This window comes from Breoghania sp. L-A4, assembly GCF_003432385.1.
In the GTDB taxonomy this organism is placed as follows: Bacteria; Pseudomonadota; Alphaproteobacteria; order Rhizobiales; family Stappiaceae; genus Breoghania.
In genome coordinates this window covers 2,931,220-2,954,527 of record NZ_CP031841.1, presented here as the reverse complement: position 1 = coordinate 2,954,527, position 23,308 = coordinate 2,931,220, and the positions used below count along the sequence as shown (strand labels likewise).

22 protein-coding genes, 1 tRNA gene and 3 pseudogenes are annotated in these 23,308 nt (G+C 64.2%); 11 read left to right on the top strand and 15 right to left on the bottom strand.

Features of this window, described 5'->3' with window-relative positions:
- Window positions 1–35: 35 nt before the first annotated feature.
- A complete protein-coding gene (locus tag D1F64_RS13410) occupies window positions 36–1,391 on the bottom strand; it encodes a circularly permuted type 2 ATP-grasp protein (RefSeq protein ID WP_248304778.1) in 1,356 nt (451 codons plus the stop codon).
- 338 nt (window positions 1,392–1,729) lie between these two features.
- Between D1F64_RS13410 and D1F64_RS13405 the strand changes: the two are divergent.
- Window positions 1,730–3,261 (top strand): annotated as a pseudogene (locus D1F64_RS13405) (acyl-CoA carboxylase subunit beta).
- A gap of 114 nt (window positions 3,262–3,375) precedes the next feature.
- On the opposite strand, the gene D1F64_RS13400 reads toward D1F64_RS13405, so the two are convergent.
- Complete coding sequence (locus tag D1F64_RS13400) at window positions 3,376–3,735, bottom strand: hypothetical protein (protein ID WP_248304459.1); 360 nt, start codon at window positions 3,733–3,735, stop codon at window positions 3,376–3,378.
- Between D1F64_RS13400 and D1F64_RS23420 the strand changes: the two genes are divergently transcribed.
- The 3 genes from D1F64_RS23420 (at window position 3,722) to D1F64_RS13390 (ending at window position 4,899) form a co-directional block, all read left to right on the top strand.
- Window positions 3,722–4,099 carry a hypothetical protein gene (locus D1F64_RS23420; protein ID WP_162901542.1) on the top strand — a complete coding sequence of 126 codons (378 nt, stop codon included), beginning with the start codon at window positions 3,722–3,724 and terminating at the stop codon, window positions 4,097–4,099. The two genes, D1F64_RS13400 and D1F64_RS23420, sit on opposite strands and share 14 nt — an antisense overlap.
- A gap of 173 nt (window positions 4,100–4,272) precedes the next feature.
- A complete protein-coding gene (locus D1F64_RS13395; protein WP_117412847.1) occupies window positions 4,273–4,548 on the top strand; it encodes a hypothetical protein in 276 nt (91 codons plus the stop codon).
- A 105-nt stretch (window positions 4,549–4,653) separates the two neighbouring features.
- Window positions 4,654–4,899, top strand: a complete 246-nt coding sequence (locus D1F64_RS13390) for a hypothetical protein (protein ID WP_117412846.1) — start codon at window positions 4,654–4,656, stop codon at window positions 4,897–4,899.
- Window positions 4,900–5,090: 191 nt separating this feature from the next.
- Here the strand turns inward: D1F64_RS13390 and folB are convergent, their stop codons facing one another.
- The 4 genes and pseudogenes from folB to D1F64_RS13370 form a co-directional block, all read right to left on the bottom strand.
- A complete protein-coding gene (gene folB / locus D1F64_RS13385; protein ID WP_117412845.1) occupies window positions 5,091–5,453 on the bottom strand; it encodes a dihydroneopterin aldolase in 363 nt (120 codons plus the stop codon).
- Window positions 5,454–5,568: 115 nt separating this feature from the next.
- Complete coding sequence (locus D1F64_RS13380) at window positions 5,569–5,985, bottom strand: hypothetical protein (RefSeq protein WP_162901541.1); 417 nt, start codon at window positions 5,983–5,985, stop codon at window positions 5,569–5,571.
- A 243-nt stretch (window positions 5,986–6,228) separates the two neighbouring features.
- Window positions 6,229–6,947 (bottom strand): annotated as a pseudogene (locus tag D1F64_RS13375) (LrgB family protein).
- Window positions 6,944–7,348, bottom strand: coding sequence for a CidA/LrgA family protein (locus D1F64_RS13370; RefSeq protein WP_117412843.1), 405 nt, complete (start codon window positions 7,346–7,348; stop codon window positions 6,944–6,946). Before D1F64_RS13370 ends, D1F64_RS13375 begins: the two are co-directional and overlap by 4 nt.
- A 505-nt stretch (window positions 7,349–7,853) precedes the next feature.
- On the opposite strand from D1F64_RS13370, the gene D1F64_RS13365 reads away from it, so the two are divergent.
- On the top strand, window positions 7,854–10,160 hold the full coding sequence (locus D1F64_RS13365; RefSeq protein WP_117412842.1) for a S8 family peptidase: 2,307 nt from the start codon (window positions 7,854–7,856) through the stop codon (window positions 10,158–10,160).
- A gap of 201 nt (window positions 10,161–10,361) precedes the next feature.
- Here the strand turns inward: D1F64_RS13365 and D1F64_RS13360 are convergent.
- The 5 genes and pseudogenes from D1F64_RS13360 to D1F64_RS13340 all read right to left on the bottom strand — a co-directional run bounded on the left by D1F64_RS13360 (window position 10,362) and on the right by D1F64_RS13340 (window position 15,515).
- Window positions 10,362–11,215: pseudogene (locus D1F64_RS13360) on the bottom strand (cation diffusion facilitator family transporter).
- 237 nt (window positions 11,216–11,452) lie between these two features.
- Window positions 11,453–12,814, bottom strand: coding sequence for an FAD-dependent oxidoreductase (locus tag D1F64_RS13355; RefSeq protein ID WP_162901540.1), 1,362 nt, complete (start codon window positions 12,812–12,814; stop codon window positions 11,453–11,455).
- An 11-nt stretch (window positions 12,815–12,825) separates the two neighbouring features.
- On the bottom strand, window positions 12,826–14,373 hold the full coding sequence (locus tag D1F64_RS13350) for a diguanylate cyclase (RefSeq protein WP_117412840.1): 1,548 nt from the start codon (window positions 14,371–14,373) through the stop codon (window positions 12,826–12,828).
- A 120-nt stretch (window positions 14,374–14,493) separates the two neighbouring features.
- On the bottom strand, window positions 14,494–15,189 hold the full coding sequence (locus D1F64_RS13345; protein WP_117414593.1) for a pentapeptide repeat-containing protein: 696 nt from the start codon (window positions 15,187–15,189) through the stop codon (window positions 14,494–14,496).
- A gap of 17 nt (window positions 15,190–15,206) precedes the next feature.
- Entirely contained in the window at window positions 15,207–15,515 is a 309-nt protein-coding gene (locus tag D1F64_RS13340; RefSeq protein ID WP_117412839.1) for a DUF1294 domain-containing protein, read from the bottom strand.
- A 120-nt stretch (window positions 15,516–15,635) separates the two neighbouring features.
- Between D1F64_RS13340 and D1F64_RS13335 the strand changes: the two genes are divergently transcribed.
- Window positions 15,636–17,648 (top strand): acetyl/propionyl/methylcrotonyl-CoA carboxylase subunit alpha, encoded by a 2,013-nt coding sequence (locus tag D1F64_RS13335; protein WP_117412838.1) that lies wholly within the window; start codon window positions 15,636–15,638, stop codon window positions 17,646–17,648.
- A gap of 57 nt (window positions 17,649–17,705) precedes the next feature.
- On the opposite strand, the gene D1F64_RS13330 is transcribed toward D1F64_RS13335, so the two are convergent.
- Window positions 17,706–17,897 (bottom strand): hypothetical protein, encoded by a 192-nt coding sequence (locus D1F64_RS13330; RefSeq protein WP_117412837.1) that lies wholly within the window; start codon window positions 17,895–17,897, stop codon window positions 17,706–17,708.
- A 198-nt stretch (window positions 17,898–18,095) separates the two neighbouring features.
- Between D1F64_RS13330 and D1F64_RS13325 the strand changes: the two genes are divergently transcribed.
- On the top strand, window positions 18,096–18,779 hold the full coding sequence (locus tag D1F64_RS13325) for an HAD family hydrolase (protein WP_117412836.1): 684 nt from the start codon (window positions 18,096–18,098) through the stop codon (window positions 18,777–18,779).
- A 7-nt stretch (window positions 18,780–18,786) separates the two neighbouring features.
- Here the strand turns inward: D1F64_RS13325 and D1F64_RS23415 are convergent, their stop codons facing one another.
- Entirely contained in the window at window positions 18,787–18,927 is a 141-nt protein-coding gene (locus D1F64_RS23415; RefSeq protein WP_162901539.1) for a hypothetical protein, read from the bottom strand.
- Window positions 18,928–19,091: 164 nt separating this feature from the next.
- Between D1F64_RS23415 and D1F64_RS13320 the strand changes: the two genes are divergently transcribed.
- Window positions 19,092–19,469 carry an acylphosphatase gene (locus D1F64_RS13320; RefSeq protein ID WP_117412835.1) on the top strand — a complete coding sequence of 126 codons (378 nt, stop codon included), beginning with the start codon at window positions 19,092–19,094 and terminating at the stop codon, window positions 19,467–19,469.
- On the opposite strand, the gene D1F64_RS13315 is transcribed toward D1F64_RS13320, so the two are convergent.
- Together D1F64_RS13315 and lipB are read right to left on the bottom strand one after the other, a co-directional pair.
- Entirely contained in the window at window positions 19,442–20,131 is a 690-nt protein-coding gene (locus D1F64_RS13315) for a hypothetical protein (protein WP_117412834.1), read from the bottom strand. The two genes, D1F64_RS13320 and D1F64_RS13315, sit on opposite strands and share 28 nt — an antisense overlap.
- 15 nt (window positions 20,132–20,146) lie before the next feature.
- Entirely contained in the window at window positions 20,147–20,779 is a 633-nt protein-coding gene (gene lipB, locus D1F64_RS13310; protein WP_117412833.1) for a lipoyl(octanoyl) transferase LipB, read from the bottom strand.
- 193 nt (window positions 20,780–20,972) lie between these two features.
- Here lipB and D1F64_RS13305 point away from each other — a divergent pair, with 193 nt between their 5' ends.
- From D1F64_RS13305 to mgtE, 3 genes are all read left to right on the top strand, one after another.
- The gene (locus D1F64_RS13305; RefSeq protein ID WP_117412832.1) at window positions 20,973–21,239 is read left to right on the top strand and encodes a FliM/FliN family flagellar motor switch protein; all 267 of its coding nucleotides are present in this window, start codon (window positions 20,973–20,975) and stop codon (window positions 21,237–21,239) included.
- An 80-nt stretch (window positions 21,240–21,319) separates the two neighbouring features.
- Window positions 21,320–21,406: transfer RNA gene (locus D1F64_RS13300), tRNA-Leu, on the top strand.
- 416 nt (window positions 21,407–21,822) lie between these two features.
- Window positions 21,823–23,235 carry a magnesium transporter gene (gene mgtE, locus D1F64_RS13295; RefSeq protein WP_117414592.1) on the top strand — a complete coding sequence of 471 codons (1,413 nt, stop codon included), beginning with the start codon at window positions 21,823–21,825 and terminating at the stop codon, window positions 23,233–23,235.
- The last annotated feature ends 73 nt before the right edge of the window (window positions 23,236–23,308 follow it).

Genomic DNA, 23,308 nt, shown 5'->3' with positions numbered 1-23,308 from the left:
TGTTCCTTTCAGGCGCATCGATCCTCCAGGGCCGGTCAATCTTCCAGAACCCATGTGTCTTTGGTGCCGCCGCCCTGGCTGGAGTTGACCACAAGCGAGCCCTTCTTCATGGCAACCCGGGTCAGTCCGCCCGGCGTGATCCGCACCTTGTCGCCGATCAGAACATAGGGCCGCAGATCGACGTGGCGCGGCGCCACGCCGGCGCCGACAAATGTGGGGCAGGCGGAGAGCGCCAGGGTCGGCTGGGCGATGTAGTTGCCTGGCCGCGCCTTGAGCTTGCGGGTGAAGGCGGCGCGTTCCTTCTTGGTGGAGGCCGGGCCCACGAGCATGCCGTAGCCGCCCGAGCCGTGCACTTCCTTGACCACAAGCTCGTGCAGGTTTTCCAGCACGTACTTCAGGCTGTCGGACTCCTCGCACTTCCATGTGGGCACGTTGTTCAGGATCGGCTTCTGGCCGGTATAGAACTCGATGATTTCCGGCATGTAGGTGTACATCGCCTTGTCGTCGGCGATGCCGGTGCCGGGCGCATTGGTGATTGTGACCCGTCCCGCACGATAGACGTCGAACAGGCCGGGCACGCCGATGGCCGAATCGGGGCGGAATGTCAGCGGATCGAGGAAGTCGTCGTCGATGCGCCTGTAGAGGACGTCGACCCGCTCCGGTTCGCGCGTTGTGCGCATGTAGAGAAAGCCGTCCTTGACGAAAAGATCGCGCCCCTCGACCAGCTCCACGCCCATGGTGTCGGCCAGGAACGCGTGTTCGTAATAGGCGGAATTGTAGATGCCCGGCGTGAGCACCGCGATGGTCGGCGGGCCGTCGCACGCAGGGGGCGCGACGCTTTCCAGCGTCTCGCGCAGAAGCTCGGGATAATGCTCGATCGGCGCGATTCGGTGATTCTGGAACAGCTCGGGAAACATGTGCATCATGGTTTCCCGGTTCTCCAGCATGTAGGAGACACCGGAGGGCGTGCGGGTGTTGTCCTCGAGGACGTAGAATTCGTCCTCCGAAACCCGCACCAGATCGGTGCCGATAATATGGGCGTAGACCTGCCGCGCCGGCGTGTGCCCGATCATCTCCGGCAGGAACGCCTCATTCTGGATCACAAGCTCGGCGGGGATGCGCCCGGCGCGGATGATTTCCTGACGGTGATACAGATCGTGGATGAGCGCGTTCAGCGCGCGCACCCGCTGGTCGATGCCGGCGGCCAGTTTGCGCCACTCGCGGGCGGCGATGATGCGGGGAATGATGTCGAAGGGAATAAGCCGCTCGGTCTCTTCGTCGGTTCCGTAGACGGCGAAAGTGATGCCGTGGCGGCGGAATATGGTCTCGGCCTCGCGAGACAACCGCGCCAGATCGCTCTTGGGCTGGGTCTGCAGCCAGCTGTCGAGCATCTCATAGGCCGGCCGGGGCAACCCCGTCGCATCGGCCATTTCATTGAAGAACGCGTTTTCCTCCGTCAACTATTTTGCTTTCCGTTGGTAATGACGTTCGCTGCCTAAAATCATTGCAAATTACGGGGCCTTTGGCCAAGGCCAAATCTCACGCTGCCTTGCCTAACAATTGGGCACTTGGGATCGGAATGCAACCGGCGGTCATCCATAGGGCTGACTTTGCCGCCGCCGGCCGTCATGGTAGAGCATAATGCGTTCAAGTGGTTCCACATGAACGTCAAAACGACGATCCGGTGCGTTGTGCCGGACGAACGATGCGGGAAGGACCGGTCCGGGCCATGAAGGAAATCCTCGTAGAATTGGAAAGCCGGCGCGACGTCGCCCGGCTCGGAGGTGGCCAGCGGCGCATCGATGCGCAGCATGCCCGCGGCAAGCTGACCGCGCGCGAGCGCATCGAGATTCTCCTCGACGAGGGATCGTTCGAGGAATTCGACATGTTCAAGCAGCATCGCTGCACCGATTTCGGCATGCAGGACCAGCATATTCCAGGCGATGGCGTGGTGACCGGGTGGGGCACCATCAACGGCCGTACGGTTTATGTGTTCTCGAAGGATTTCACTGTCTTCGGCGGCTCGCTTTCGGAGACCCATGCCCAGAAGATCATGAAGATCCAGGATATGGCGCTGCGCAACCGCGCGCCGATCATCGGACTGTTCGATGCAGGCGGCGCGCGGATCCAGGAGGGTGTGGCGGCGCTGGGCGGCTATGGCGAGGTGTTTCGGCGCAATGTGATCGCCTCGGGCGTCATCCCGCAGATCTCGCTGATCATGGGACCGTGCGCGGGCGGGGATGTCTATTCCCCCGCGATGACCGATTTCATCTTCATGGTGCGCGACACCTCCTACATGTTCGTCACTGGCCCCGACGTGGTGAAGACGGTCACCAACGAGACTGTCACGGCGGAGGAGCTCGGCGGCGCGTCGATCCACACGGTGAAATCCTCGATTGCCGACGGCGGGTTCGACAACGATGTGGACGCGCTGCTGCAGATGCGGCGGCTGGTGGACTTCCTGCCGATGAACAACCGGGCCGAGTTGCCGACGCTGGGGGCTATGACGATCCGGACCGGATGGAAATGAGCCTCGATACCCTTGTGCCGGCCAATCCCAACAAGCCCTACGACATGCACGAACTGATCGCCAAGACGGTGGACGAGGGCGACTTCTTCGAGCTTCAGGCGAAGTTCGCCGGCAATATCATCACCGGTTTCGGCCGCGTCGAGGGCCGCACCGTGGGGATCGTCGCCAATCAGCCGATGGTGCTGGCCGGCGTGCTGGATTCTGACGCCTCGCGCAAGGCGGCGCGCTTCGTGCGCTTCTGCGACTGTTTCGGCATCCCGCTGGTTACCTTCGTCGACGTTCCGGGTTTCCTGCCGGGCACCGCGCAGGAATACGGCGGGCTGATCAAGCACGGTGCCAAGCTGCTCTTCTCCTATGCGGAAGCCAGCGTGCCGAAAATCACCGTTATCACCCGCAAGGCCTATGGCGGCGCCTATGACGTGATGAGCTCGAAACATATCGGCGGCGACGTCAATTATGCCTGGCCGACGGCCGAGATCGCGGTGATGGGCGCCAAGGGCGCGGTCGAGATCCTCTACCGATCCGAACTCGGCGATGCCGCCAAGATCGCCGCGCGCACCAAGGACTATGAGGACCGCTTCGCCAATCCCTTCGTGGCCGCCGAGCGTGGCTACATCGACGAGGTCATCATGCCACATTCCACCCGCAAGCGCGTCTCGCGCGCGCTCGCGCTCCTGCGCAACAAGCAGGACGACACGCCGTGGAAGAAACACGACAACATTCCGTTGTGAGGCAGAACCGAGCTGATCCGTCAGGCCGCTGCGATCCGTCCCCGACATGATCGATTTCATGCGCGAGACCGGGCGTGTCTCGGTCGGATTTGACGCGAACCGGCAGGGACGGGATCAACGGATACTGGGCAGCATTCTGGGAATGCACAGGTAGCCGGCGAAGCACTGCCGCTGGTCGATTGTCGGAGCGAATTGCGGCTGCGTTACCTCGTTGCGGAAGCAGTGCCCCACGTGATCGACGAAGCGCGAGTAGGTGTGGTCGCCGGTCGACAGGACGATGGCGCCTTCCCGGCGCACGAGTTCCCGGGCATCGGCGCATGTGTAGTCGCGCGTGTCGGGGCGGCCCTGGGCATTGGCGGTGCCGATGACGAGGGCGGTCGCGCCAAGAACACCGCACAGTCCCGCGAGGACCCTCTTTGCTGCGACGCTGTCGGCCTGCAATCGGGACGGACGACGGGTGATGGCGGTGTTCATGCTGCAGGCTCCTATGCTCGATGCCAGGCAATGGGCGCTCATGAAGCCGCTCGTGTGCGGGCCCGCATGGTGCATCGTCGTAACAGGCTCTCTCGCCAATATGGCGAGGCCCGGGCGGGGAAATCAACAGCGCGTGATGGCTGCGGGTGCGTTGTCGGTTGCGGGGGCGAGAGCAAACCCGGACGCGCCGGCGTGCGATCCTGTGCGTTCGTTCAACGCGCGAGCGCCTGGTTCTGAACAAGCGCCTGATCGGACCGTCGTCACAGCGGGAATCTTTTTTCCAGTCTTTATTCTCCTAATTCTCTCATTTCTTGCAGATACGCCTCTCCAAAAGCTTTTTGCTTCGATGATGTCATTGATCTGACGCAAGGAGAGATTTGCCGATTGTTCTTAGTCTTTGTCATCAACTCCATACCATGCCGGATATGCGGCGCGGCGAAGTAGTGGTGGCGGTCGGTGCACGGCCGCGCACATCGATCCGTCGCATCGGCAAGCGCTGAATTTGGGGTGGGCGGGCTGTGACACAGGGAGAACGTCATGACCAAGGTGACCAAGGAAATTGTCGAAGAGGCCGGTGAGGCCGTTCGCGAGGCTTACAACCAGGGCAAGAAGACCGGGAAGATGCTGAAGGAGGAAATCATCGATCCGGTCACCGGCTACTACGAGGCGCGCGGCGAACAGGAGCGCGCTGAAAAGGAAGCCCGCATCATGGAGCGCGCCACCGAAATCAAGCGCGAGCATCCGAAAGTGCCGGGCAAGAAGGCCGTGGAACACGCCCGCAACGAAGAAGAAGCGGGCATGCTGAAGGATTGATCCGCGCGCACGGAAATCTGGAGGCGGGTCGTTCTCTCGGCCCGCTTCCGTATCCCTTGGGGCGAGGCGCTTGCCCGCCGCGACTGGACCAATCGGGAGGATGCGATGACATCGATCAAGGAAACGCTCGGGAAGGGAATACTGGACGACGTTTGCCCCCATTGCGGCGAACCGCTTTTGAGCCGGCATGCGCGGCGCCAACATCTCACCTTGCGGGTGTGTCAGCAGAAGCCGGGCGAGTTCGGCCCACCTTGGGACGAGAGGGACGTGCGGCATCCGCCGGAATGGAAGAGGCAATTTCTCGCAGAGGAAGCGGCCGCCGAAGCCGAACGGCGCAAAGACAAGGATTGACGCCGGCGCGCGCCACAGTGCTGTGCGGTGACGCTTGAGCGCTGCTGCCGCTCGGCTCCTGAAGGCATCCGGAAAATAGCCGAATGGGCCGTGGAGCGGATCCGCTTCATACAGAATCGGATCTTGGCTCTAGGTCTTTGTCTCGGAGCAATCCGGACGGATGACCGGTACCCACGTATCCTGGATTTGCTCTAGCCGCGGGACTTCGTCAGAGCGATCGAGACGTGACCGGTGCTCAGCGGCAAGGGCGCGCCGGGTTTGTGCACCCGGATGTCCACGGTGTCGATACGGGGATCGACCGCCAGCACCGCATCGGCGATGGCGCCCGCCAGCCGTTCGATCAGATTGAAGCGGCCGCCGGTGACAACCTCCTCGATCGTCTTGACCAGGGAGGCGTAGCAGATCGTGTCGGCATAGTGGTCGCTCGCCACCGCCTTCGAGAGATCGGCGTGGACCGTCATGTCGACATGGAAGCGCTGGCCGAGGCGCGCCTCTTCGTCGTGCACGCCGTGAAAGGCGTAAAAGGCCAGATCTTCAAGGATTATACGTTCCATGCCGTTCCCTCAGCGCCGCGCGAGCCATCATACGAGGCTTCGCCTGCAGCGCTGATACCCCGCGGAGAGGCGTTATGCCAATGCGGATTGCGCGGATGATGCAAAAAGAGGCGTCTCAGTGGCTGCGCCGGGGAGAGCAGCCACCGTCGGCGAGCGCCTGAGGCGCGCCGGTGAGGTTGAATTCCGCTCTGCGCATGTCGTCAAGCGAGACATTCATGGCCTGGCCCTGGTGAATCATCGTCCAGAGCCAGTAGTAGGGATCGGCGTCAAGAGCGCTGGCCAGATGGATTTGGCCGTCCTCGCTCGCATGCATGGTGATCCTCGATTTGCCGATGCGAAATGAGATCGGGCTGTTGGCCGGGACCGGATCTTGACCGATGGATACATTGATGACCCAGCCGTCGCGGCGTGAGTGCGGGTCACAGGAGAGACTGAAGATGTCTCCGTGACCGTTCGTTGCCATGTAGTTGTGGCGTTCGCCGGTGTGCCGGCGCTGCCACTCGACGCGATGGTTGAGCACCTCGTGGCCCATGGTGTCCCACTCGGCCGCATGCGCTCGCGCGCCCAGCGCAGCGCCGCCCGCGAGAAGCGCACCGATCGCCATAGCAGCCCGGAAAAATGTCGAAGCCGTCCCCTGTCCCATGGGAAAAGTGTCATCGATAGCGATTGATAATGGGTAAAAATCCGGCGGTGTTGCTCGGATTTCTGGAGAACGTTTTCACATTTCCGGATCAGCGCCCGCGGGGCCGGCGGCAGTGGGGGCCCGATCGACGCTCTAATGCATCGGCACGAGGCCGAGCAGCGGCATCAGCAACGCCGTCGCGAGGCCGTTGAGCCCCATCGCGAGGCCCGCGAAGGCCCGGCGACCTCGCTCACCTGGAACGCCCTGGCGGTGCCGATGCCATGGGCGGCGAGGCCGACCGCGAAGCCGCGCGCTGCCGGATCCTTGCATTGCAGGGCGTCCATCAGCGGGGTGACGATCATGGCGCCGAAGACACCGGTGGTGATCACCAGAACCGCGGTCAGCGTCGGGATGCCGCCAAGGGCTTCGGCCAGGCCCATGGCGATCGGCGTGGTCACGGATTTCGGCGCCAGCGACATCAGCAGATCGCGCGGCGCGCCCAGCGCCCATCCGACCGCCACGGCGGAGACGATCGCCGTTGCCGAACCGGCGAACAGCGCCAGCAGGATTGGCAGCGCGGCGCGGCGGACGCGGTCGAGGTTTTCCACCAGCGGCACCGCGAGCGCCACTGTCGCCGGACCGAGCATGAAATGCACGAACTGCGCGCCTTCGAAATAGGTGGCAAAATCGGTGCTGGAGAGTTTCAGCGCCACAATGACCAGCGCCGCGGCGATCACCACCGGATTGGTCAGCGGGTGACGGTTGGCGCGCGCCGAGATCCAGTCGGCGATCGCATAGGCCACCAGCGTCACCGTCAGCCACAACAGCGGCTTTTCAGCGAGATAGACCCAGATGTCCGTCACGCGCGTCATGGCTGCGGCTCGTCGCCACGCACATCGGTCACGCGCCGGACGATCTTGAACGTCAAGGCCGCGACCGTCATGGCGGCGACCGTGGAGACCACGAGCGCGGCAATCAGCGCCACGCCATGCTCGGCCAGCACGTCGGCCTGCTGCACGATGCCGACGGCGGCGGGCACGAACAGCAGCGACAGATTGCGCAGAATGGCATGTGCGGCGTCATGCACCGGCTTCGGGATGCCGTCATAGGTTCGGGGTGGCTCGGTTTTGCGCGGACGGTTGCGCCAGGCGACAAGCCCCAGCGCCAGCAGCACCAGACCGGCGACGGGGCCGGGCAGGGGGATGTCCAGAAACCGCACGAGGGCCTCGCCCGCGAGCTGGCAGAGAAGCAGAAGGGCAATGGCGGGAATCATGTGACGGCCTGTTCGATGCGGGACGGTTGGTGGCGGTGGCGCCTGGGGCGGCACGCCGGCAGGTTAGGCCAGGCGGCCCGGCTTTCCTAGCGTCCAGGCCGCTGCGCGTTTGATCGCCGGTCCACGGCGCCCGACCACAAAAAATCGCGTCGGTGTGATTTAGTTCATCCCGCCGGAAACCGATCCGGGGTTCAATGGCGATATTGTTTCGGTCCTTTTCTCATAACAGCGGCGCCCCGACATGCAGCGCCGCGATTGACCAGCCCGGCGCCAGAGCGCGCGTCCGGGCGACAGAAACGGGCATGTCAACAACCGCGACGTGAGAGCAGCGAACCAGCACCGCGCGCGGTCGTCCGTCTTCATCAGAATACCGTCTTGGGGCGGAGGGGCACCACACGATTGCAACCCTGAAGGGAGTGCGTGTCATGGATGAACTACAACCCCCAGAGTTATTGTTCGATTCCACGAGCAGATTTCGAGCAGCCAGATCAAGGACCCGGTCACTGTGCTCGTCGAAAGCGATCCGGCGGCGTGGCGCAAGCTGGTCAGTCGGTTTGGTGACATCCGGCTCGATCCGGCCATCACCGCGTTGAAGCCGGATGAGATCCGGAAGCTCCAGAGCATCGCCGCGGACCGCGACCCCACCTATGAACCCGCCGATTTCGGCCTGTTCTTCGAGGCCCACGGCGAAAAAGTCGAGGACATGGAGGAATTCGCGGGCGCGCTTCGGCGTTGGCCGATCATGCGTTCGGTGGAAATCGAGCTTGATGGTCCGCCTCCGCTGGTGGACGCCTCCAACGATCCGCTGGCCGTCAACCAGGGGTATCTCGACCCCGCACCGGGCGGCGTCGACGCACGCTTCGCCTGGACGGTGACCGGCGGCGATGGCGCGGGCCAGGCCGTGGTCGACGTGGAAGGCGGCTGGGAACTGGCGCATGAGGATCTCAGCGCGCATGGCATTTCGCTGATCAGTGGCACCAATTCCACCAGTCTTCTGTGGCGGCGGCACGGCACCTCGGTGCTGGGCGAAATGGTCGCGGTCGACAACACCGTCGGCTGCGTCGGCATCGCGCCCAACGTCGGCTCGGTGCGTGTGTCGTCCATCTTCGGCAGTACCTATTCCGGCGCCATTCTCGCCGCCCTGCCGACGATGAATTTCGGCGACATCATGCTGATCGAGCTGCAGACCACCGCCTCAACCACTCCTGGCGGCGACCCGACCTATGGGCCTATCGAGGTCGTCGACATCAACTACGAGGCCATTCGGCTTGCGACCGCCCTGGGCATCGTTGTGGTGGAAGCCGGCGGTAACGGCACCAACAACGGCGGCACGCCGGCGACCAATCTCGACACCCATACCAACGCCGGCGGGGACCTGATCCTGTGGCGGGATCCGTCGAACCCGGATTTCCGGGATTCCGGCGCGATCATCGTCGCGGCGGCGACGTCCGCCGCGCCGCACACCCGGCTGGCCTATTCGACCTACGGCGCGCGCGTGGACTGCTACGCCTGGGGCCAGAACGTGGAGACCACCAGCACCAACTCCGGCGGCTCCACCAGCCTCTACACGTCGAGCTTCGGCGGCACATCGAGCGCCTCGCCAATTGTCGCGGGGGCCGCGCTGAGCGTGCAGGGCGTGTTCCAGGACGCCAACGGCTTCCGGCTCAGCCCACGGCAGGTGCGCACGCTGCTCAGCGATCCGGCGCTCAACACCGCGCCCTCGATGGCGGAAACCACCGCCATGGGCATGATGCCCAACCTGCAGCAGATCATCACCACCAGCGTCGGGATGACGCCGGATATCTACCTGCGGGATTTCGTCGGCGACACCGGCGAGCCGCACATGGGATCGATTTCCGCCTCTCCGGACATTATCGCGCGTCCGGTGACGGTGGCCGATCCCCAGGCGTCGTTCGGCGCGGGGAGCGGCACGGAGAACGCGTCCAATCTCGGCTTCACCGTGCAGGGCGGACAGGACAACTACCTGTATGTCCGCGGTCTCAACCAGGGTCCGGTCAATGCGACCGGGGCGACGGCCACCGTCTTTTGGTCGGAGGTCTCCACGCTGGTGACGCCCGATCTGTGGAACCTGGTGGGCAGCACGGCGATGCCGACCCTGCCGACCGGAGAGGTACTCACCTGCGCCAATCCCATCACATGGTCGTCGGGCGACATCCCCGCCGAGGGGCACTATTGCTTCGTCGGACTGCTGGATCATCCCAATGATCCGGCGCCGGGGCCGGCTGATTTCGGTGACTGGGACAACTTCCGCAACTTCATCCGCAACAACAACAATGTGACCTGGCGGAACTTCAACGTCGAGGATCCTGCGCCCGCGCCCAACGCGGAGCCCAAGGGTTTTGTGGCGATGCCGTTCCTGGTGCCTGGCGCATTCGACGAGCCGCGCGACTTCGTCGTTGAATTCGTCGGCAAGTTGCCGCGCGAGGCCAAGGTCATGCTCGAGCTGCCGGTGAACTTCCTGCAGTTCATGGAAAGCGAATTGAAGTTCGAGCGGATCGACCGGGGCAAGAATCTCGCCGTCGCGGTGTTGCCGCCGTCAGGGCGCATTCGCATCGGCCGGGGATTGATGCCGGCCAAGGCCCGCTTCCGCATGCGGCTGCTGGTGGCGGCCGGCATCAAGAAGAAGGGCGCGGACTACTCCGTCGCCGTGCGTCAGCTCTATCGTGGCGAGGAGGAAGTCGGCCGCGTCACGTGGAAGCTGGAGCCCGGCCGGCGTGACTTTGAAAAGAAGGAGGCCGAGAGGGCTGGCGGAAAGGCCGACCGGAAAGCCAAGGACCGCAAGGCGGTCTGACGATCTGTCTGCGATCACCCGACGCCGGCCGTCAGCCGGCGTCGGAGAAATCCGGCACCCCGCGCCCTGATGGCGCGGGGTGTTTCTGTGCGTGGCCGCCTAGAGCAGATCCGTTTCTTACAGAATCGGATCTTTGCTCTAAGTCCTTGTTTTGGCGCAAATCCGGACGGATAACCGGTATCCACTTATCCTGGATTTGCTCTAGCCGTGGCCGATGTTCTGTCTCGGCTCGCAGGCGTGGCGGGCGCATTCGAGTTCCAGCGTGGTGTGGTTGATCCCGAAATCGTCCAGAAGAACGGCTTTCACCTCGGCCTTTATGGCGTCGGCGCGCGCCCATGCGCCATCCTCGATCACCACGTGGGCGTCCAGGGCGTTCAGGTGCTCGTTCATCTGCCAGAAATGCGCGTGGTGAACGTCGGCTACCCGGCGACGCGGGTCATGCTCCCGATCACCCGCTCCGTGGCGATGTCCGGCGGGCTGCCGAGCATCAGGATACGGATGACCGGGCCGATTTCGGAAAACGACTGCCATAGGATGTAGCCAGCGATCAGCAGCGTCACCAACGGATCGATGAAGCGCCAGTCGTACAGCAGGATCAGTGTGCCGGCCACGATGACGGCCAGCGAACCCAGCGCATCGGCGACGTTGTGCAGGAAGGCGGCGCGGATGTTCACGCTCTGCTTCGACAGCGCGTAGGTGAGCAGCGCGGTGGCCATGTCCACGACAAGCGCCACCATGGCGATGACGACGATCAGCCAGCCGTCGACACCCTGCGGTTCGATAAAGCGAAAGATGGCCTCATAGACGAGATAGAGGCCGACGACGATCAGGGTGGTGTAGTTGATCAGCGCCGCGACCACCTCGATCCGGTCGTATCCGAACGTCATGACGGCGTCCGAGGGGCGGCGGGCGATCTTGCGCGCGCCGAACGCGATGATCAGCGAGATGGCATCGGAAAAATTGTGAAGCGCGTCGGCGATCAGCGCCAGCGAGCCGGCGAAAATGCCGCCGATCACCTGGGCGATGGTCAGTCCGAGATTGACCACGACGGCCATCAGCACGCGCCGGTCGCCGGAGTCAGGGTCAATATGATGGTGATGGCCGCCGTGGCCGTGATGATGATGCGCCAAATCCGTCTCCGCTGATTCTGATCCGCTGTCGGCCAGTCGCCGCGCCGGGAACGCCGCGTCTCGCGAACGTGGCTTTAGCGTAACGTCTGCAGTCACTGTAGGTTCAACGGTTTTCTTCGAGCCGCCGGCGGACACAATGTCGCGGCGCTGGAAAGGGCGTGGTTAGAGGCGCTGGAGGACGGTCGCGGCCGCCTTCAGGCCGCTGAGATGCGCGCCGTGCGCGGTGCCGTGATAGGCAAAGCCCACGTGTTCCCCCGCAAACGAGAGGGTTTCGCTGACACTCTTCGCGAGGTGGTCGAAGTCGGCGGCCTTGCTGCCCACGGCCGGAAAGGAATAGGCGCCAAGCGTATGCGGATCGCGCGACCAGGCGGAGGCCACAATGCCGGCGGGCTCCGGCGTGCCGTCGCCGAACATGGCGCGCAGCACGGCCGTGAGATCGGCTTTCAACGCGCCCGGGTCCATCGCGTCGGCGCGTTGGGCATAGGCGCCGGTGGCGATCATCATCAGAATGTTGCGCCCCGTCGAGGGCCGCAGATTGAAGGTCGTGGGCCAGCGGCCGCGCGTCTCGTCCAGGTGGCCGAAGAACTGGGTCTGAATCGGCCAGAAGGGCGCGTCGAAGGCGACGGCGGCTTTCGTCACCGTGCCGAAGCCGATCCGCTTGATGGCGTCGGCGTGGCCGTCAGGCAGCGGCGGGTCAAAGGTGATGTTTCCGGCTTTGAGCACACCCAGCGGCACCGCGCAGATCGCCTGGGCGCCGTCGACGGGGCCGTCCGGTGTCTCCACGATGACGCGGCCGTCGCCCTGTGTGATCCGGGTCACCGGCGTGGTCAGGCGGATGTCGAGATCGATGGCCAGCGGCGCGAGCACCGCGTCGTATCCATCGGGCAGGATCGCATCCGCTCCGGGGAACACCTCGTCCTCATCGAAATAGTAGGCGGACGCCGCTTCAATCGGCGCACCGACGTCGTCCTCGGTGGACGAGGAAACCCAGCGCATCACAGGGTCCTTGAGGAAGCCTGCGTCGATGTCCCTGAGTGCCGTGGCGAGTGGCTGGTCGTCGGACGCCTCGAGCTCCTCGTCGATTTCCGCGAGCATGTCGGAGTAGCGGGATTCGGCGCGCCCAAGCTCCGCATCGGCGATTGTCTCGCCGCGGGCGCCGAATACGGTCAGGCTTTCGTTGTCGGTGACAGCAAGCGCCGCGCCGGCCCGTTTCGCGATGTCCGTCAGCGGATTGCCGGAAATGCCGTGGATCCAGTTCGCGCCGCGCTCCACTGCGACGCCGAGCGAACGGTCGGTGTCGATGCGCCCGCCGATCCGGCCGTTGGCCTCCAGCACGATGACCGTGTGTCCGGCGCCTCGCAGGGCATGGGCGGCCGACAGTCCGGCAATGCCGGCGCCGATGACGATGATGGGCGCGCCTGAGGCGGCTCGGGCCGCTGGGGACCGCAAGACGAACGGCGCGGCGAGCCCTGCGCCCAGCCCGGCGATAATGTGGCGGCGGGAAATCGGCGCGGGACGGCTCATCACGGGATCCATCACGCGATGTGCATGCCGCTGACGCGCTGGTTGTCGGCCGCTTCGGGGTCTGTCGCGCCGCCGGCCTCATCCCCGGATTTCTCTTCCCCTATCGTGGCCTCGTCCCCGGCGAAAACGGCACAGCCGCGGCCACGGCGCTTCGCGTCGTAAAGCGCGGCGTCCGCTTCAGCCTGGATCCTTGTTTCGCTTGTACCGCCCGCGGGTGCGACGGCGATGCCCAGACTGATGCCGATATCCGTCGTCACGTCGTTGTCGAGTATGATCGGCTCGTTGATTGTGGCGATGATCTGATGCGACAGCACCGTCAGGCGCGGCCGGTCGGTGTATCCGGTGATCAGCATGATGAACTCATCGCCGCCGGTGCGCGCCACAAGACCAGCGGAGCCCAGGGTTTCGCGCAGGCGTTCCGCGACCACGCACAGAACGGAGTCGCCCGCGGCGTGTCCATGGGTGTCATTGACGGCCTTGAAGCGGTCGAGGTCGCAGGCGATCACCGTGAACGGGGTGCGGGGCGCGAGCGCGGCGGCCAGCGCTGCATCGAATTCCAGACGATTGGCGAGACCGGTCAGCGGATCGTGGCGGGCGAGGTGGCGGCTGCGTCTTTCGCTTTCCTCCAGACGGCTGGAGAGCCGCGCGATCTGCCGGGCCAGCATAAAGGCCGCAATGGCGAGGATGCCCGAGATGACCGTGATCACGGGAATCACGATCGTCCAGATATGCGAACCGGGCGGACGGGCATCCCAGACGAAAGCGCCGATCCGGGCGCCGTCGGCCGCCGTGACAAAATGGTGCGCGACGCGTCTTTGAAGCTCGGGCCCCTGAAACGTGAGGTTGGGAAAGGCAAGCTGGCCGCTTAGATCGGAGAGAAGTTCGGCATCGATATATTTGGCGGAGATGAGCACGACCGGCGGGCCCTCGGGCAGGGCGACGGTGCCGTCGTCGGGCACGATTGCCATGGCGCTGACAAGAGCGGGAATGCCGTCAATTCGAGCGTAGCCGAGTGCCGCGATGCGGTCGATATGTTGGCCCGGAACGGACTTCTGGCCGAAGCCGCCTGCAATCGTGAGACGGTTGGCGAAATGCAGCGCGCGGGCCTGCGCGGCGATCGTGCGCAGATCGGTTCCAACTGGGCTGTTGCTGTCGAAATGGACCTCGTCGTGAACCGCTTCGGCCAGCAGCCGGCCGTCGGGGTCGATCACGAACGTCCGGTCGTGGCCGTAGTCGTACCACAGCGAGTCGACCATCTCCTTCTGCACGTAGGCCTTGTCAAACGCGAGCACGACGTTGGCGACCGTGCGGTCCCAGCGTGCCAGGGTGAGCTGGTCGCGCGCCATCAACGCGAGCCGCTCCTGCAACGCGTTTTCGAACATGCGCGAGCCATTGTGCGCCGCCTGGCGGTTGGCGGCGTGGGTGGCCACAAAGCCGATGAACAGCAGCGCGGAGGCCGACAGCACGATCAGCGCACCGGCCAGCAGGAACACCATCGTCGAGATGCGTGGAGCCGAAAGACGCTTCATGCGCCGGCGTTCGATGCCGTCCCAAACCATTGCTGCTTCCCCATTCGCACATCGTGCGCCCCGAATGATCTGTGGTTGAACGTAAGGGGAAGGGGTTAAGATAGCGTCGCCTGCACCCTGCGACCGGCCGGGCCGCGCGGATGGCGGCCATTAGCGCACGTTCAATCCCAGTTCCGAAAGCAACTGGCCGGCTTGCTCGCGGGAGATGGTCGCGCCGCGAAACGCCGCGGCATCGAACAGCCGCAAGCCGCCGAGATCCGCGCCGCGCAGGTCCGCGCCCTTGAACATGGCATCGGCCAGATTGGCGTCGCGCAGGCTGCAGTTCTCGAAGATCACATCGCGGAAATCGCATTTCGTCAAATCGGCTTGGGAGAAATCGAGCCGCTTGAGCCGGGCCTTGCGGAAGGAAAGCGCCGGCAGGATCGCGCCGGCAAGCAGGGTTTCCTCGAACGTCGGCCCGAGCCCGGGCACGTCGGTGAGGTTCGCTCCGGTCATCTTGCAGCCGGTGAAACTGGCGGCTGAAAGCGACGCGCGCAGGAACCGGGCGTTGTTGAAGTCGCTGGAGCGGAAGCGGCTGTCGGCCAGGTCCGCGGCCGTGAAATCGGCGAAACCGCCGCGGCAGCTGGTCCAGGTCGTGTTGTCCAGCCGCGCGCCCTCAAAATTCGTCCGCCGCAGGTTGCAGCCCTCGAATTCCCAGCCCTCCAGATCCAGCCGGGAGAGATCGGCCGCTTCCAGGTCACAGCCGACCAGCGTGACGGGATCGCCGCACAGGGCCCCGATGGCGGCGCGGTCCAGGGTCTGGTCGGTTATGTTCCGTGTCGCGGACGGGAATGAAGGTGACGGCATGGCGGGCTGCATGTCTCTCAGGTTGTCCAGATGGCATCGTGAAGGCGCACGGCGCAGAAAGCCACAAGGGCGATCGCCTGAATCGAGCAGATGATCATCAGGTACGTTCGGAACGGCTGTTTGCGCGTCTTGTGCCGCAGGCCGTACTGCGCGATGACGGCGCCGACCGTCCCTCCCGCGGCCGCCAGCACGAGGAGCGTTTGCTCCGAAACCCGCCGCATCTGGTTGCGCGCGCAGTGTTTGTCCCAGGCAAACGCCAGGAGGGAGGCGAGATTGATAGCGAGCGCATAGAGTACGACCGCGGTCGCAAACTCGATCGTCGGCATGCTCGTGTTCCCTCCGCTTCTGGTGTCTGCGACCCAGCTTTACCCCCATCGCCTAAGTTGCGCCGCACACATTGCCGCCTTACAACGATTCCCAGCACCATCGTGGGGCCGGGAGTGAGCATGTTTTCCAAGATCCTCATCGCCAACCGTGGCGAGATTGCCTGCCGGGTCATAAAAACAGCCAAACGCATGGGGATTGCGACCGTCGCCGTCTATTCCGACGCCGATGCCGACGCGCTGCATGTCGAGATGGCGGACGAGGCTGTCCACATCGGTCCTTCAACGGCGGCCGAATCCTATCTGGTGATGGACAAGATCATCGCCGCCTGCAAGCAGACCGGAGCGCAAGCCGTGCATCCGGGTTACGGGTTCCTCTCCGAACGCGCGGCGTTTCCCGAAGCGCTGGCAGCCGAAGGGATTGTCTTCATCGGCCCGCACAGACGCGCCATCGAGGCGATGGGCGACAAGATCGAATCCAAGAAATTCGCCAACGCGGCCAATGTCTCCACGGTGCCGGGCTATATCGGCGTCATCGAGAATTCCGACGAGGCGGTGAAGATCGCCGATGAAATCGGTTATCCGGTGATGATCAAGGCGTCAGCTGGCGGCGGCGGCAAGGGCATGCGGGTCGCCTGGAATGCGGCGGAAACCCATGACGGATACGCGCGCGCCAAGTCGGAAGCCGCGAGTTCCTTCGGCGACGACCGGGTGTTTCTGGAAAAATTCATCGAGAACCCCCGCCACATCGAGATCCAGGTGCTGGGCGACAAGCACGGCAACGCGATCTATCTCGGTGAGCGCGAATGTTCGATCCAGCGCCGCAACCAGAAGGTCATCGAGGAAGCGCCGTCGCCGCTGCTCGACGAGGAAACCCGGCGCGCCATGGGCGAGCAGGCCGTGGCGCTTGCCAAGGCCGTCGACTACGACAGCGCCGGCACGGTGGAATTCGTCGCGGGCCAGGACAAGAGCTTCTTTTTCCTCGAAATGAACACCCGCCTGCAGGTGGAGCATCCGGTCACCGAGCTGATCACCGGCGTGGATCTCGTGGAACAGATGATCCGGGTGGCGGCGGGCGAGAAGCTTTCGATCTCCCAGTCCGACGTGACGCTCAACGGCTGGGCGGTGGAAAGCCGCATCTACGCCGAGGATCCGTTCCGCAACTTCCTGCCCTCCATCGGCCGGCTGACGCGCTACCGGCCGCCGGCGGAATCGCGGACCGGTTCGGTTGTCGTGCGCAACGACACCGGCGTCGTCGAGGGCTCGGAAATCTCCATGTTCTACGATCCGATGGTCGCCAAGCTGGTGACCCACGCGCCGTCGCGGCCTGAGGCCATCGAGGCGATGGGGCTTGCGCTCGACAAGTTCGTCATCGACGGCATCGGCCACAATGTGCCGTTTCTCGCCTCCATCATGAAGCATCCGCGCTGGCGCTCGGGTGCGCTGTCCACAAGCTTCATCGCGGACGAATATCCCGACGGCTTCAAGGCGGCCGAACCAAATGCCCAGGCCCGTTCGGTGTTCGCCGCCGTCGCGCTGTCGATGGAAGTGATCCGCAAGGAGAGGCTGGATCATCTCCCTGGCCGGCTGCGGCCCCACACTGGCGCGCTGCGCGCCGACTGGGTGGTCAAGCTGGATGACGACCTGCTGCCCGTCACGCTGGTGGAGGGCTTCCCGGCGGTGCCGATCGAGATGGACATCAAGGTTGCCGATCAGCCGGTTGTGACGCTGACCGGGGATTGGGCGCCCGGTGATGCCCTGTGGAGCGGCTCGGTGGACGGCGCGCCGGTCAATGTGCAGGTGCGGGCCATCGCGAACGGATGGCGGCTGGAATGGCAGGGATACAGCGTCGCGGCTCGTGTGATGACCCCGCGCACGGCCGAGCTTGATGCCCTGATGCCGGAAAAGATCGCGGCCGACACATCCAAGCTGCTGTTGTGTCCGATGCCGGGTCTCGTGGTCTCGCTTCATGTGGCGGAAGGCGACGAGGTCAGCGCCGGCCAGCAGCTTGCCATCGTCGAGGCCATGAAGATGGAGAACGTGCTGCGCGCCGAACGTGACGGCAAGGTCGCCTCGATCAAGGCGCTTCCCGGCGACAGTCTCGCGGTCGACGCGGTGATCATGGAATTCGAGTAGGATGCACAACGGTCCGCAGGCGTGTCGCCCGGGCTCATCTGAAGCAATCTTTGGGCTCTACTGGCGGTCCGGCGCGTCTTCGCATTGACCCTGCATGCCGCGGAGCGGATCGAAACCGCCGTCCGCGCGGCCGCCCCCGGCCACCAGCAGCATCAGCACAAAGGCGATGGCCGCCATCAATGCCAGCAAGCCCGCGCGCAGTGCGCCGCGCATGACCTGCTGCGGAAGCCTCGATACGGGAATAGCCATGAGAACACTCCGGCATTCTTATCGATGATGGGATTCTAACCTGCCGTTACGGCAATTTTGAGGCTTTCCGTCCTTCCCGCGCTCTTGGGCGGGAAGCGGAATGTTGCGCGACAGGGCCGGTCATGAGATTGACCGGCCGTCGCCTGCTGTGCCGCTGCCCAGCACCGGAACCGTCGGGCAGTCAAGGAGACCGGGATTTTGGGCAAGGGGAATTCGGACACGCGCCGCAGCCGTGTTCTGTTCGATCTCGACGGGACACTGACCGATCCGTTCCCCGGTATCACGGGCTCGATCCGCTACGCGCTGGAGCGCATGGGCGCGCCCGTGCCGGAGGCGGACGCCTTGCGCTGGTGCATCGGTCCGCCGCTGCCGGGCAGTTTCGCACTGATGTTGGGCACGGAGGACACGGACACGCTCGACCGGGCGGTCGGATTCTACCGCGAGCGGTTCTCCGACACCGGACTGTTCGAGAACGTGGTCTACGACGGTATTCCTGAAATGCTCGAGGATCTGATCAGCGACGGCTTTTCGCTCTACCTGGCCACGTCGAAGCCGCTGGTCTATGCGTCCCGGATTGTCACGTATTTCGGCCTGCAGCGTTATTTCGCAGGCTTGTACGGCTCCGAGCTCGACGGCACCCGCGCGGAAAAGACGGCCCTTCTGGCCCATGTCCTGGACCGCGAGGGGATCGCGCCGCAGGATGCGGTGATGATCGGGGACCGCAAACACGATCTGATCGGCGCGCGCGCGAATGGCGTCACGTGCATCGGCGTCACCTACGGATACGGCGCGCGGGCGGAGCTGGAAGCTGAGGGCCCGTGCGCGCTGGCCGATACGCCGGAGGATGTGGGCGTGCAGGTGCGGGCCTGGGCGGTGTCTTGACTGTGCCTCAGAGCGAAAGCGCCACAGCGGGACCTATGATCAGCGTTGTTGCGACGAGGCACAGAAATGCGATGGCCCAAAACAGGCCTGGCAGGTTGTCGCGGCCCGGGTTCATCAGGAGAACCGGAATGCGGAAACGGCACGACATGAAATGTCTCCAGGAACAGCGTCGTATGAAAACGACGCATTTTAGGATTCTCCGGCCGCCGGTCTGTGGCGATTGTCACTGGCGGCGTCATTTGGTGCTCGATGAACGACGGGCGTTGAACCGCCGCGACTGTCGCGCGTTCGTCAGGGGAAGGGAGGTCAGTGATGGATTCAAGCGAAGAGCGCGCACCGGATGACGAAGTCGCGCGCGCGGTGCATGTGCTCGTTTCGGGGCGGGTGCAGGGTGTCGGCTACCGCGCCTGGTGCGCACGCGCGGCATCCGCGCACGGGCTGTCGGGATGGGTGCGCAACTGCTCCAGCGGCGATGTCGAGGCGGTGTTCAGCGGGGCTCCTGACGCGGTGGAGAAAATGCTGGAGGCCTGCAAGGCCGGACCCGACTGGGCGCGGGTCGTGGAACTCAGAGTCCTCGGGACGCGGTTGTCGTCGGCGGCCCCTTCGAGGTGCTGCCGACCGAGTGAAGGCGGGAATGCCGGAGCGGTCCGCTATGTTTCCGGTTATTGGTTCAGGATTGCAGTGGCCTGATTGATAAACGACAAAATGGCCTGGGCATGATCTGCCGAAATCGCCCGCTGTTGTGCATAGTAACGGACCCGATAGTCGATCTCCGCGCCGCGTACCGATTGGGTCGAGATACGCCAATTGGTAAAGACGACCTTGGCGGCGGGCAGAATCTCCGCCTGGCGTTTGCGGCATTGGCCGGCGTTTATCACACCCCGCGTCATGCCGACCACACCGGCTCCAAGCAACCCGCCGATAACCGTCGAGCCGCCGTTCATTCCGTTCCACAGAAGGCCTGCGGCACCACCGATCAGGGCGCCTTTGGGGTCGATCAGGCCCAGCAGCATTCCATCGGTGCACACGGCGTAGCGGATTGATCGCGCGCATTGCCGCATGCCGATCGCGATCGTGTCGTCGGAGCCACGGCCTATAATGATGCCGCGTCGAGAGGAGTCATCCAGAAGCGCCATGGCAGCAGCGACCCGCCGTTGATCCGCGTTGAGGTAGACGCGCTCGGGACACGCGCCCATACGCTGGCCCGCAACCTGCGCGGAAGCTGGCGTTGATATGGCCAGAAAGCCGAAACAGGCGAGGGCGGCAAGCGGCAACGAACGGATGAAAAGCATTGGCGCACCTTCGTAGCGGAATTGGCGGATTTTGGCCCATTCCGTCATGCGGCGCAACATGGTGCGTGCCGGGTCTCAAATCGCCTGCGTGGGTCCGAAAATAGCTTCGAACTCCGTGCGCAGCAGCATGTCGACATCGGCCATGGCCAGCGGCAGGCCGAGATCGACAAGGCTGGTGACACCGTGTTGTTGCACGCCGCAGGGCACGATGCCGGAAAAATGCTCCAGGTCCGGATCCACGTTCAGGCTGATGCCGTGAAAAGTCACCCATTTGCGCAGGCGGATGCCGATCGCCGCGATCTTGTCCTCGATATCGGCGCCCTTGTCCGGCCGCCGCACCCAGACGCCGACCCGGTCCTCGCGCCGCTCGCCGCGCACATGGCACGCCCACAGCGTTGCGATCAGCCAGGCTTCGAGCGCCGCCACGAAAGCCCGCACGTCTGCCTGCCGGCGCTTGAGATCCAGCATCACATAGGCAACCCTCTGGCCGGGACCATGATAGGTATACTGGCCGCCGCGCCCCGTCTTGTGGACGGGAAAGCGTATCGGGGTGAGCAGATCCGCGTCATCGGCGCTGGTGCCGGCGGTATAGAGCGGCGGATGCTCGACGAGCCACACTTGCTCGTGCGCCTCGCCGTCCGCGATCCGCGCCACCAGGGACTCCATCTGGGCCACGGCATCGAGATAGGCGACCGGCTCGTCGCTGATACGCCAGTCGACGGGCGGGGCCCGTCGCGGGGATGCATGGCGGTGCGTAGGGAGTCGCGCGAATGGAGCATGTTTATTAACGCCTGTTAACGATTGGGTAACGCTTGGCGGGCAAGGTTTCGTTAATCGTTACGGCCTGCGCCTGCCGGATCGATCGAAGTGGCGCACGGCTTGGGAGTCCCGATTCCGCATCATGAGCAATCTCGACAGCATTTCCGTTGAAATATCCGTTGTGCTCGGCTCGGCGGTGATGCCGATCCACCAGTTGCTGCGTATGGGCCGCGGTGCCGTGATCGAGCTTAATACGTCCGAAGACGACGACGTGCAAATCCTGGCCAACAATACGCCGGTGGCGCGCGGCGAGGTGGTGCTGCGCGGCGAGCGCATCGGCATCGCGGTGACACAGTTGCTGATGCGTGGTCCCGAGTATCGTCCACAGGCAGATGATGACCGACTCTGAATTCGTCTCAAGGGCTCTTGTATGGCTCTGGTCGATTTGATACATGGTGCTCCGCCGGTATCGGATCGATGCCGGTTCAAGCGGTCGTGGCGGAATTGGTAGACGCGCAGCGTTGAGGTCGCTGTGGGGTAAAACCCGTGGAAGTTCGAGTCTTCTCGACCGCACCATCCTCTTTCCCGGTGATTGACCGGGAGCGGGAGTGATGGATTGAAAAAGACGGTGGCCATCGGCCGCCGTTTTTTTATGCCTGGCGCAGGGTCATCGACCCCTTCATGTTTCCCAAACGCAAAGAATCCCTTAGTTTCCATGCGATGGATCGGTCTGGTGGCGCGCACGTCCGCCCGGCCGCCCGGATCGCTGCCCGTATCCCGTTCGTACGAACGCTCCCGGGGACGCGGGAAACGCTGATGCCCGGTTGGCTGTCTGTCTGAAAAGCGGTGTCGTCCAGCGCGTTACCGTGGAATGGCGTCATTTTGCCGACAGGAATATGCTCCAACACTGAACGTTGAAGCGAAGTCGCGCCGGATATCCGCAAGCCGGCGCCTGACTGGCGAACCGGAATGTGCCCGCGCAGGAGACGACCTTGGCCGAAACCGAGACCGATACGACCGCCGAGACCGAGCATGAGCCGTTGCGTCTGCGCGACGACGAGGGCCATGTCGTGCGCGCGTTCGTCGACGCGGTCGAGGACGCGCTGGATCGCGATGATGCGGAGGTCATCCGGGTCTTGTGCAGCGGGTTGCACGAGGCCGATCTCGGCAACCTGATCGAGGCGCTGTATCCGGAAAGCCGCCAGAAGCTGATCCGCCTGATGGGCGACGATTTCGACTATGCGGTTCTGACCGAAATCGACGACTCGGTGCGTGCCCGGCTGCTTGAGGAAATGCCGACCGCCGATCTGGCGGAAGGCATTGGCGATCTGGAATCCGATGACGCCGTCTACATTCTCGAGGATCTCGAGGAGGACGCGCAGGAAGAGATTCTCGGCCAGATGCCGCAGGCCGAGCAGATGTCGCTGCGCCGGGCCCTCGACTATCCCGAGGACAGCGCCGGCCGGCTCATGCAGTCGGACTTCATCGCCGTGCCGCCGTTCTGGACCGTCGGCCAGACCATCGACTACATGCGCGATGCGGATGACCTGCCGGACGAATTCTATCAGATCTTCGTGATCGATCCGGCCTTCCGGCTTCAGGGCGCGGTGGCGCTTGACCGGCTGCTGCGCACCAAGCGCGCGGAAACCATTTCCGCGATCATGGCGGACACCCGCCACCCGGTGAAAGCCACCGAGGATCAGGAAGAGGTCGCGCGCCTGTTCCAGCGATACAACCTGGTGTCGGCGGCCGTCGTCGATGATGCCGAGCGGCTGGTCGGCGTGCTGACCGTCGATGATATCGTTGACGTGATCCATGAGGAGGCCGAGGAGGACATTCTCGGCCTCGCCGGTGTGCGCGACGCGGAAATCTCCGATACCATTCTGGACACGCTGCGCGGCCGGTTTCTGTGGCTTCTGCTCAATCTGGGGACCGCGATTCTCGCCTCGCTGGTGATCGGCCTGTTCGACGCCACCATCGAGCAGATGGTGGCTCTGGCCATCCTGATGCCGATTGTCGCCTCCATGGGCGGCAATTCCGGCACGCAGACCATGACGGTGGCGGTACGCGCTTTGGCGACGCGCGAGTTGGACACCCACAACTCCGCGCGGATCATCGTGCGCGAGACGGCGGTGGGGTTTCTCAACGGCATGATGTTCGCCGTCGTCATCGGTGTGCTGGCCGGGTTTTGGTTCGCAAGCGCGCAGATCGGAGGCGTGATTGGTGCGGCGATGATCATCAACATGGTGGCCGCGGGCGCCGCCGGTATCCTGATCCCGTTGATGCTTGATCGTCTCGATATCGATCCGGCGCTGGCCTCGGGCGTGTTCCTGACCACGGTCACCGATGTGGTGGGCTTTTTCGCATTTCTCGGCCTCGCCGCCTGGTGGTTCGGCCTGGGCTGAGGCGGACGGCTTCATTTCGCAAACGACTCGTGTATCGGCGGGAGAGCTCACGTGGATCTTTCTGTCAGACGCC

Bases quoted from the DNA above. Each gene is read 5' to 3' on its own strand.
- D1F64_RS13410 (WP_248304778.1), bottom strand. From the start codon at position 1,391: ATGCTCGACAGCTGGCTGCAGACCCAGCCCAAGAGCGATCTGGCGCGG.
- D1F64_RS23420 (WP_162901542.1), top strand. From the start codon at position 3,722: ATGGCGGTGTTCATGCTGCAGGCTCCTATGCTCGATGCCAGGCAATGG.
- D1F64_RS13400 (WP_248304459.1), bottom strand. From the start codon at position 3,735: ATGAACACCGCCATCACCCGTCGTCCGTCCCGATTGCAGGCCGACAGC.
- D1F64_RS13395 (WP_117412847.1), top strand. From the start codon at position 4,273: ATGACCAAGGTGACCAAGGAAATTGTCGAAGAGGCCGGTGAGGCCGTT.
- D1F64_RS13390 (WP_117412846.1), top strand. From the start codon at position 4,654: ATGACATCGATCAAGGAAACGCTCGGGAAGGGAATACTGGACGACGTT.
- folB (WP_117412845.1), bottom strand. From the start codon at position 5,453: ATGGAACGTATAATCCTTGAAGATCTGGCCTTTTACGCCTTTCACGGC.
- D1F64_RS13380 (WP_162901541.1), bottom strand. From the start codon at position 5,985: ATGGGCCACGAGGTGCTCAACCATCGCGTCGAGTGGCAGCGCCGGCAC.
- D1F64_RS13370 (WP_117412843.1), bottom strand. From the start codon at position 7,348: ATGATTCCCGCCATTGCCCTTCTGCTTCTCTGCCAGCTCGCGGGCGAG.
- D1F64_RS13355 (WP_162901540.1), bottom strand. From the start codon at position 12,814: ATGAGCCGTCCCGCGCCGATTTCCCGCCGCCACATTATCGCCGGGCTG.
- D1F64_RS13350 (WP_117412840.1), bottom strand. From the start codon at position 14,373: ATGGTTTGGGACGGCATCGAACGCCGGCGCATGAAGCGTCTTTCGGCT.
- D1F64_RS13345 (WP_117414593.1), bottom strand. From the start codon at position 15,189: ATGCCGTCACCTTCATTCCCGTCCGCGACACGGAACATAACCGACCAG.
- D1F64_RS13340 (WP_117412839.1), bottom strand. From the start codon at position 15,515: ATGCCGACGATCGAGTTTGCGACCGCGGTCGTACTCTATGCGCTCGCT.
- D1F64_RS13335 (WP_117412838.1), top strand. From the start codon at position 15,636: ATGTTTTCCAAGATCCTCATCGCCAACCGTGGCGAGATTGCCTGCCGG.
- D1F64_RS13330 (WP_117412837.1), bottom strand. From the start codon at position 17,897: ATGGCTATTCCCGTATCGAGGCTTCCGCAGCAGGTCATGCGCGGCGCA.
- D1F64_RS23415 (WP_162901539.1), bottom strand. From the start codon at position 18,927: ATGTCGTGCCGTTTCCGCATTCCGGTTCTCCTGATGAACCCGGGCCGC.
- D1F64_RS13320 (WP_117412835.1), top strand. From the start codon at position 19,092: ATGGATTCAAGCGAAGAGCGCGCACCGGATGACGAAGTCGCGCGCGCG.
- D1F64_RS13315 (WP_117412834.1), bottom strand. From the start codon at position 20,131: ATGTTGCGCCGCATGACGGAATGGGCCAAAATCCGCCAATTCCGCTAC.
- D1F64_RS13305 (WP_117412832.1), top strand. From the start codon at position 20,973: ATGAGCAATCTCGACAGCATTTCCGTTGAAATATCCGTTGTGCTCGGC.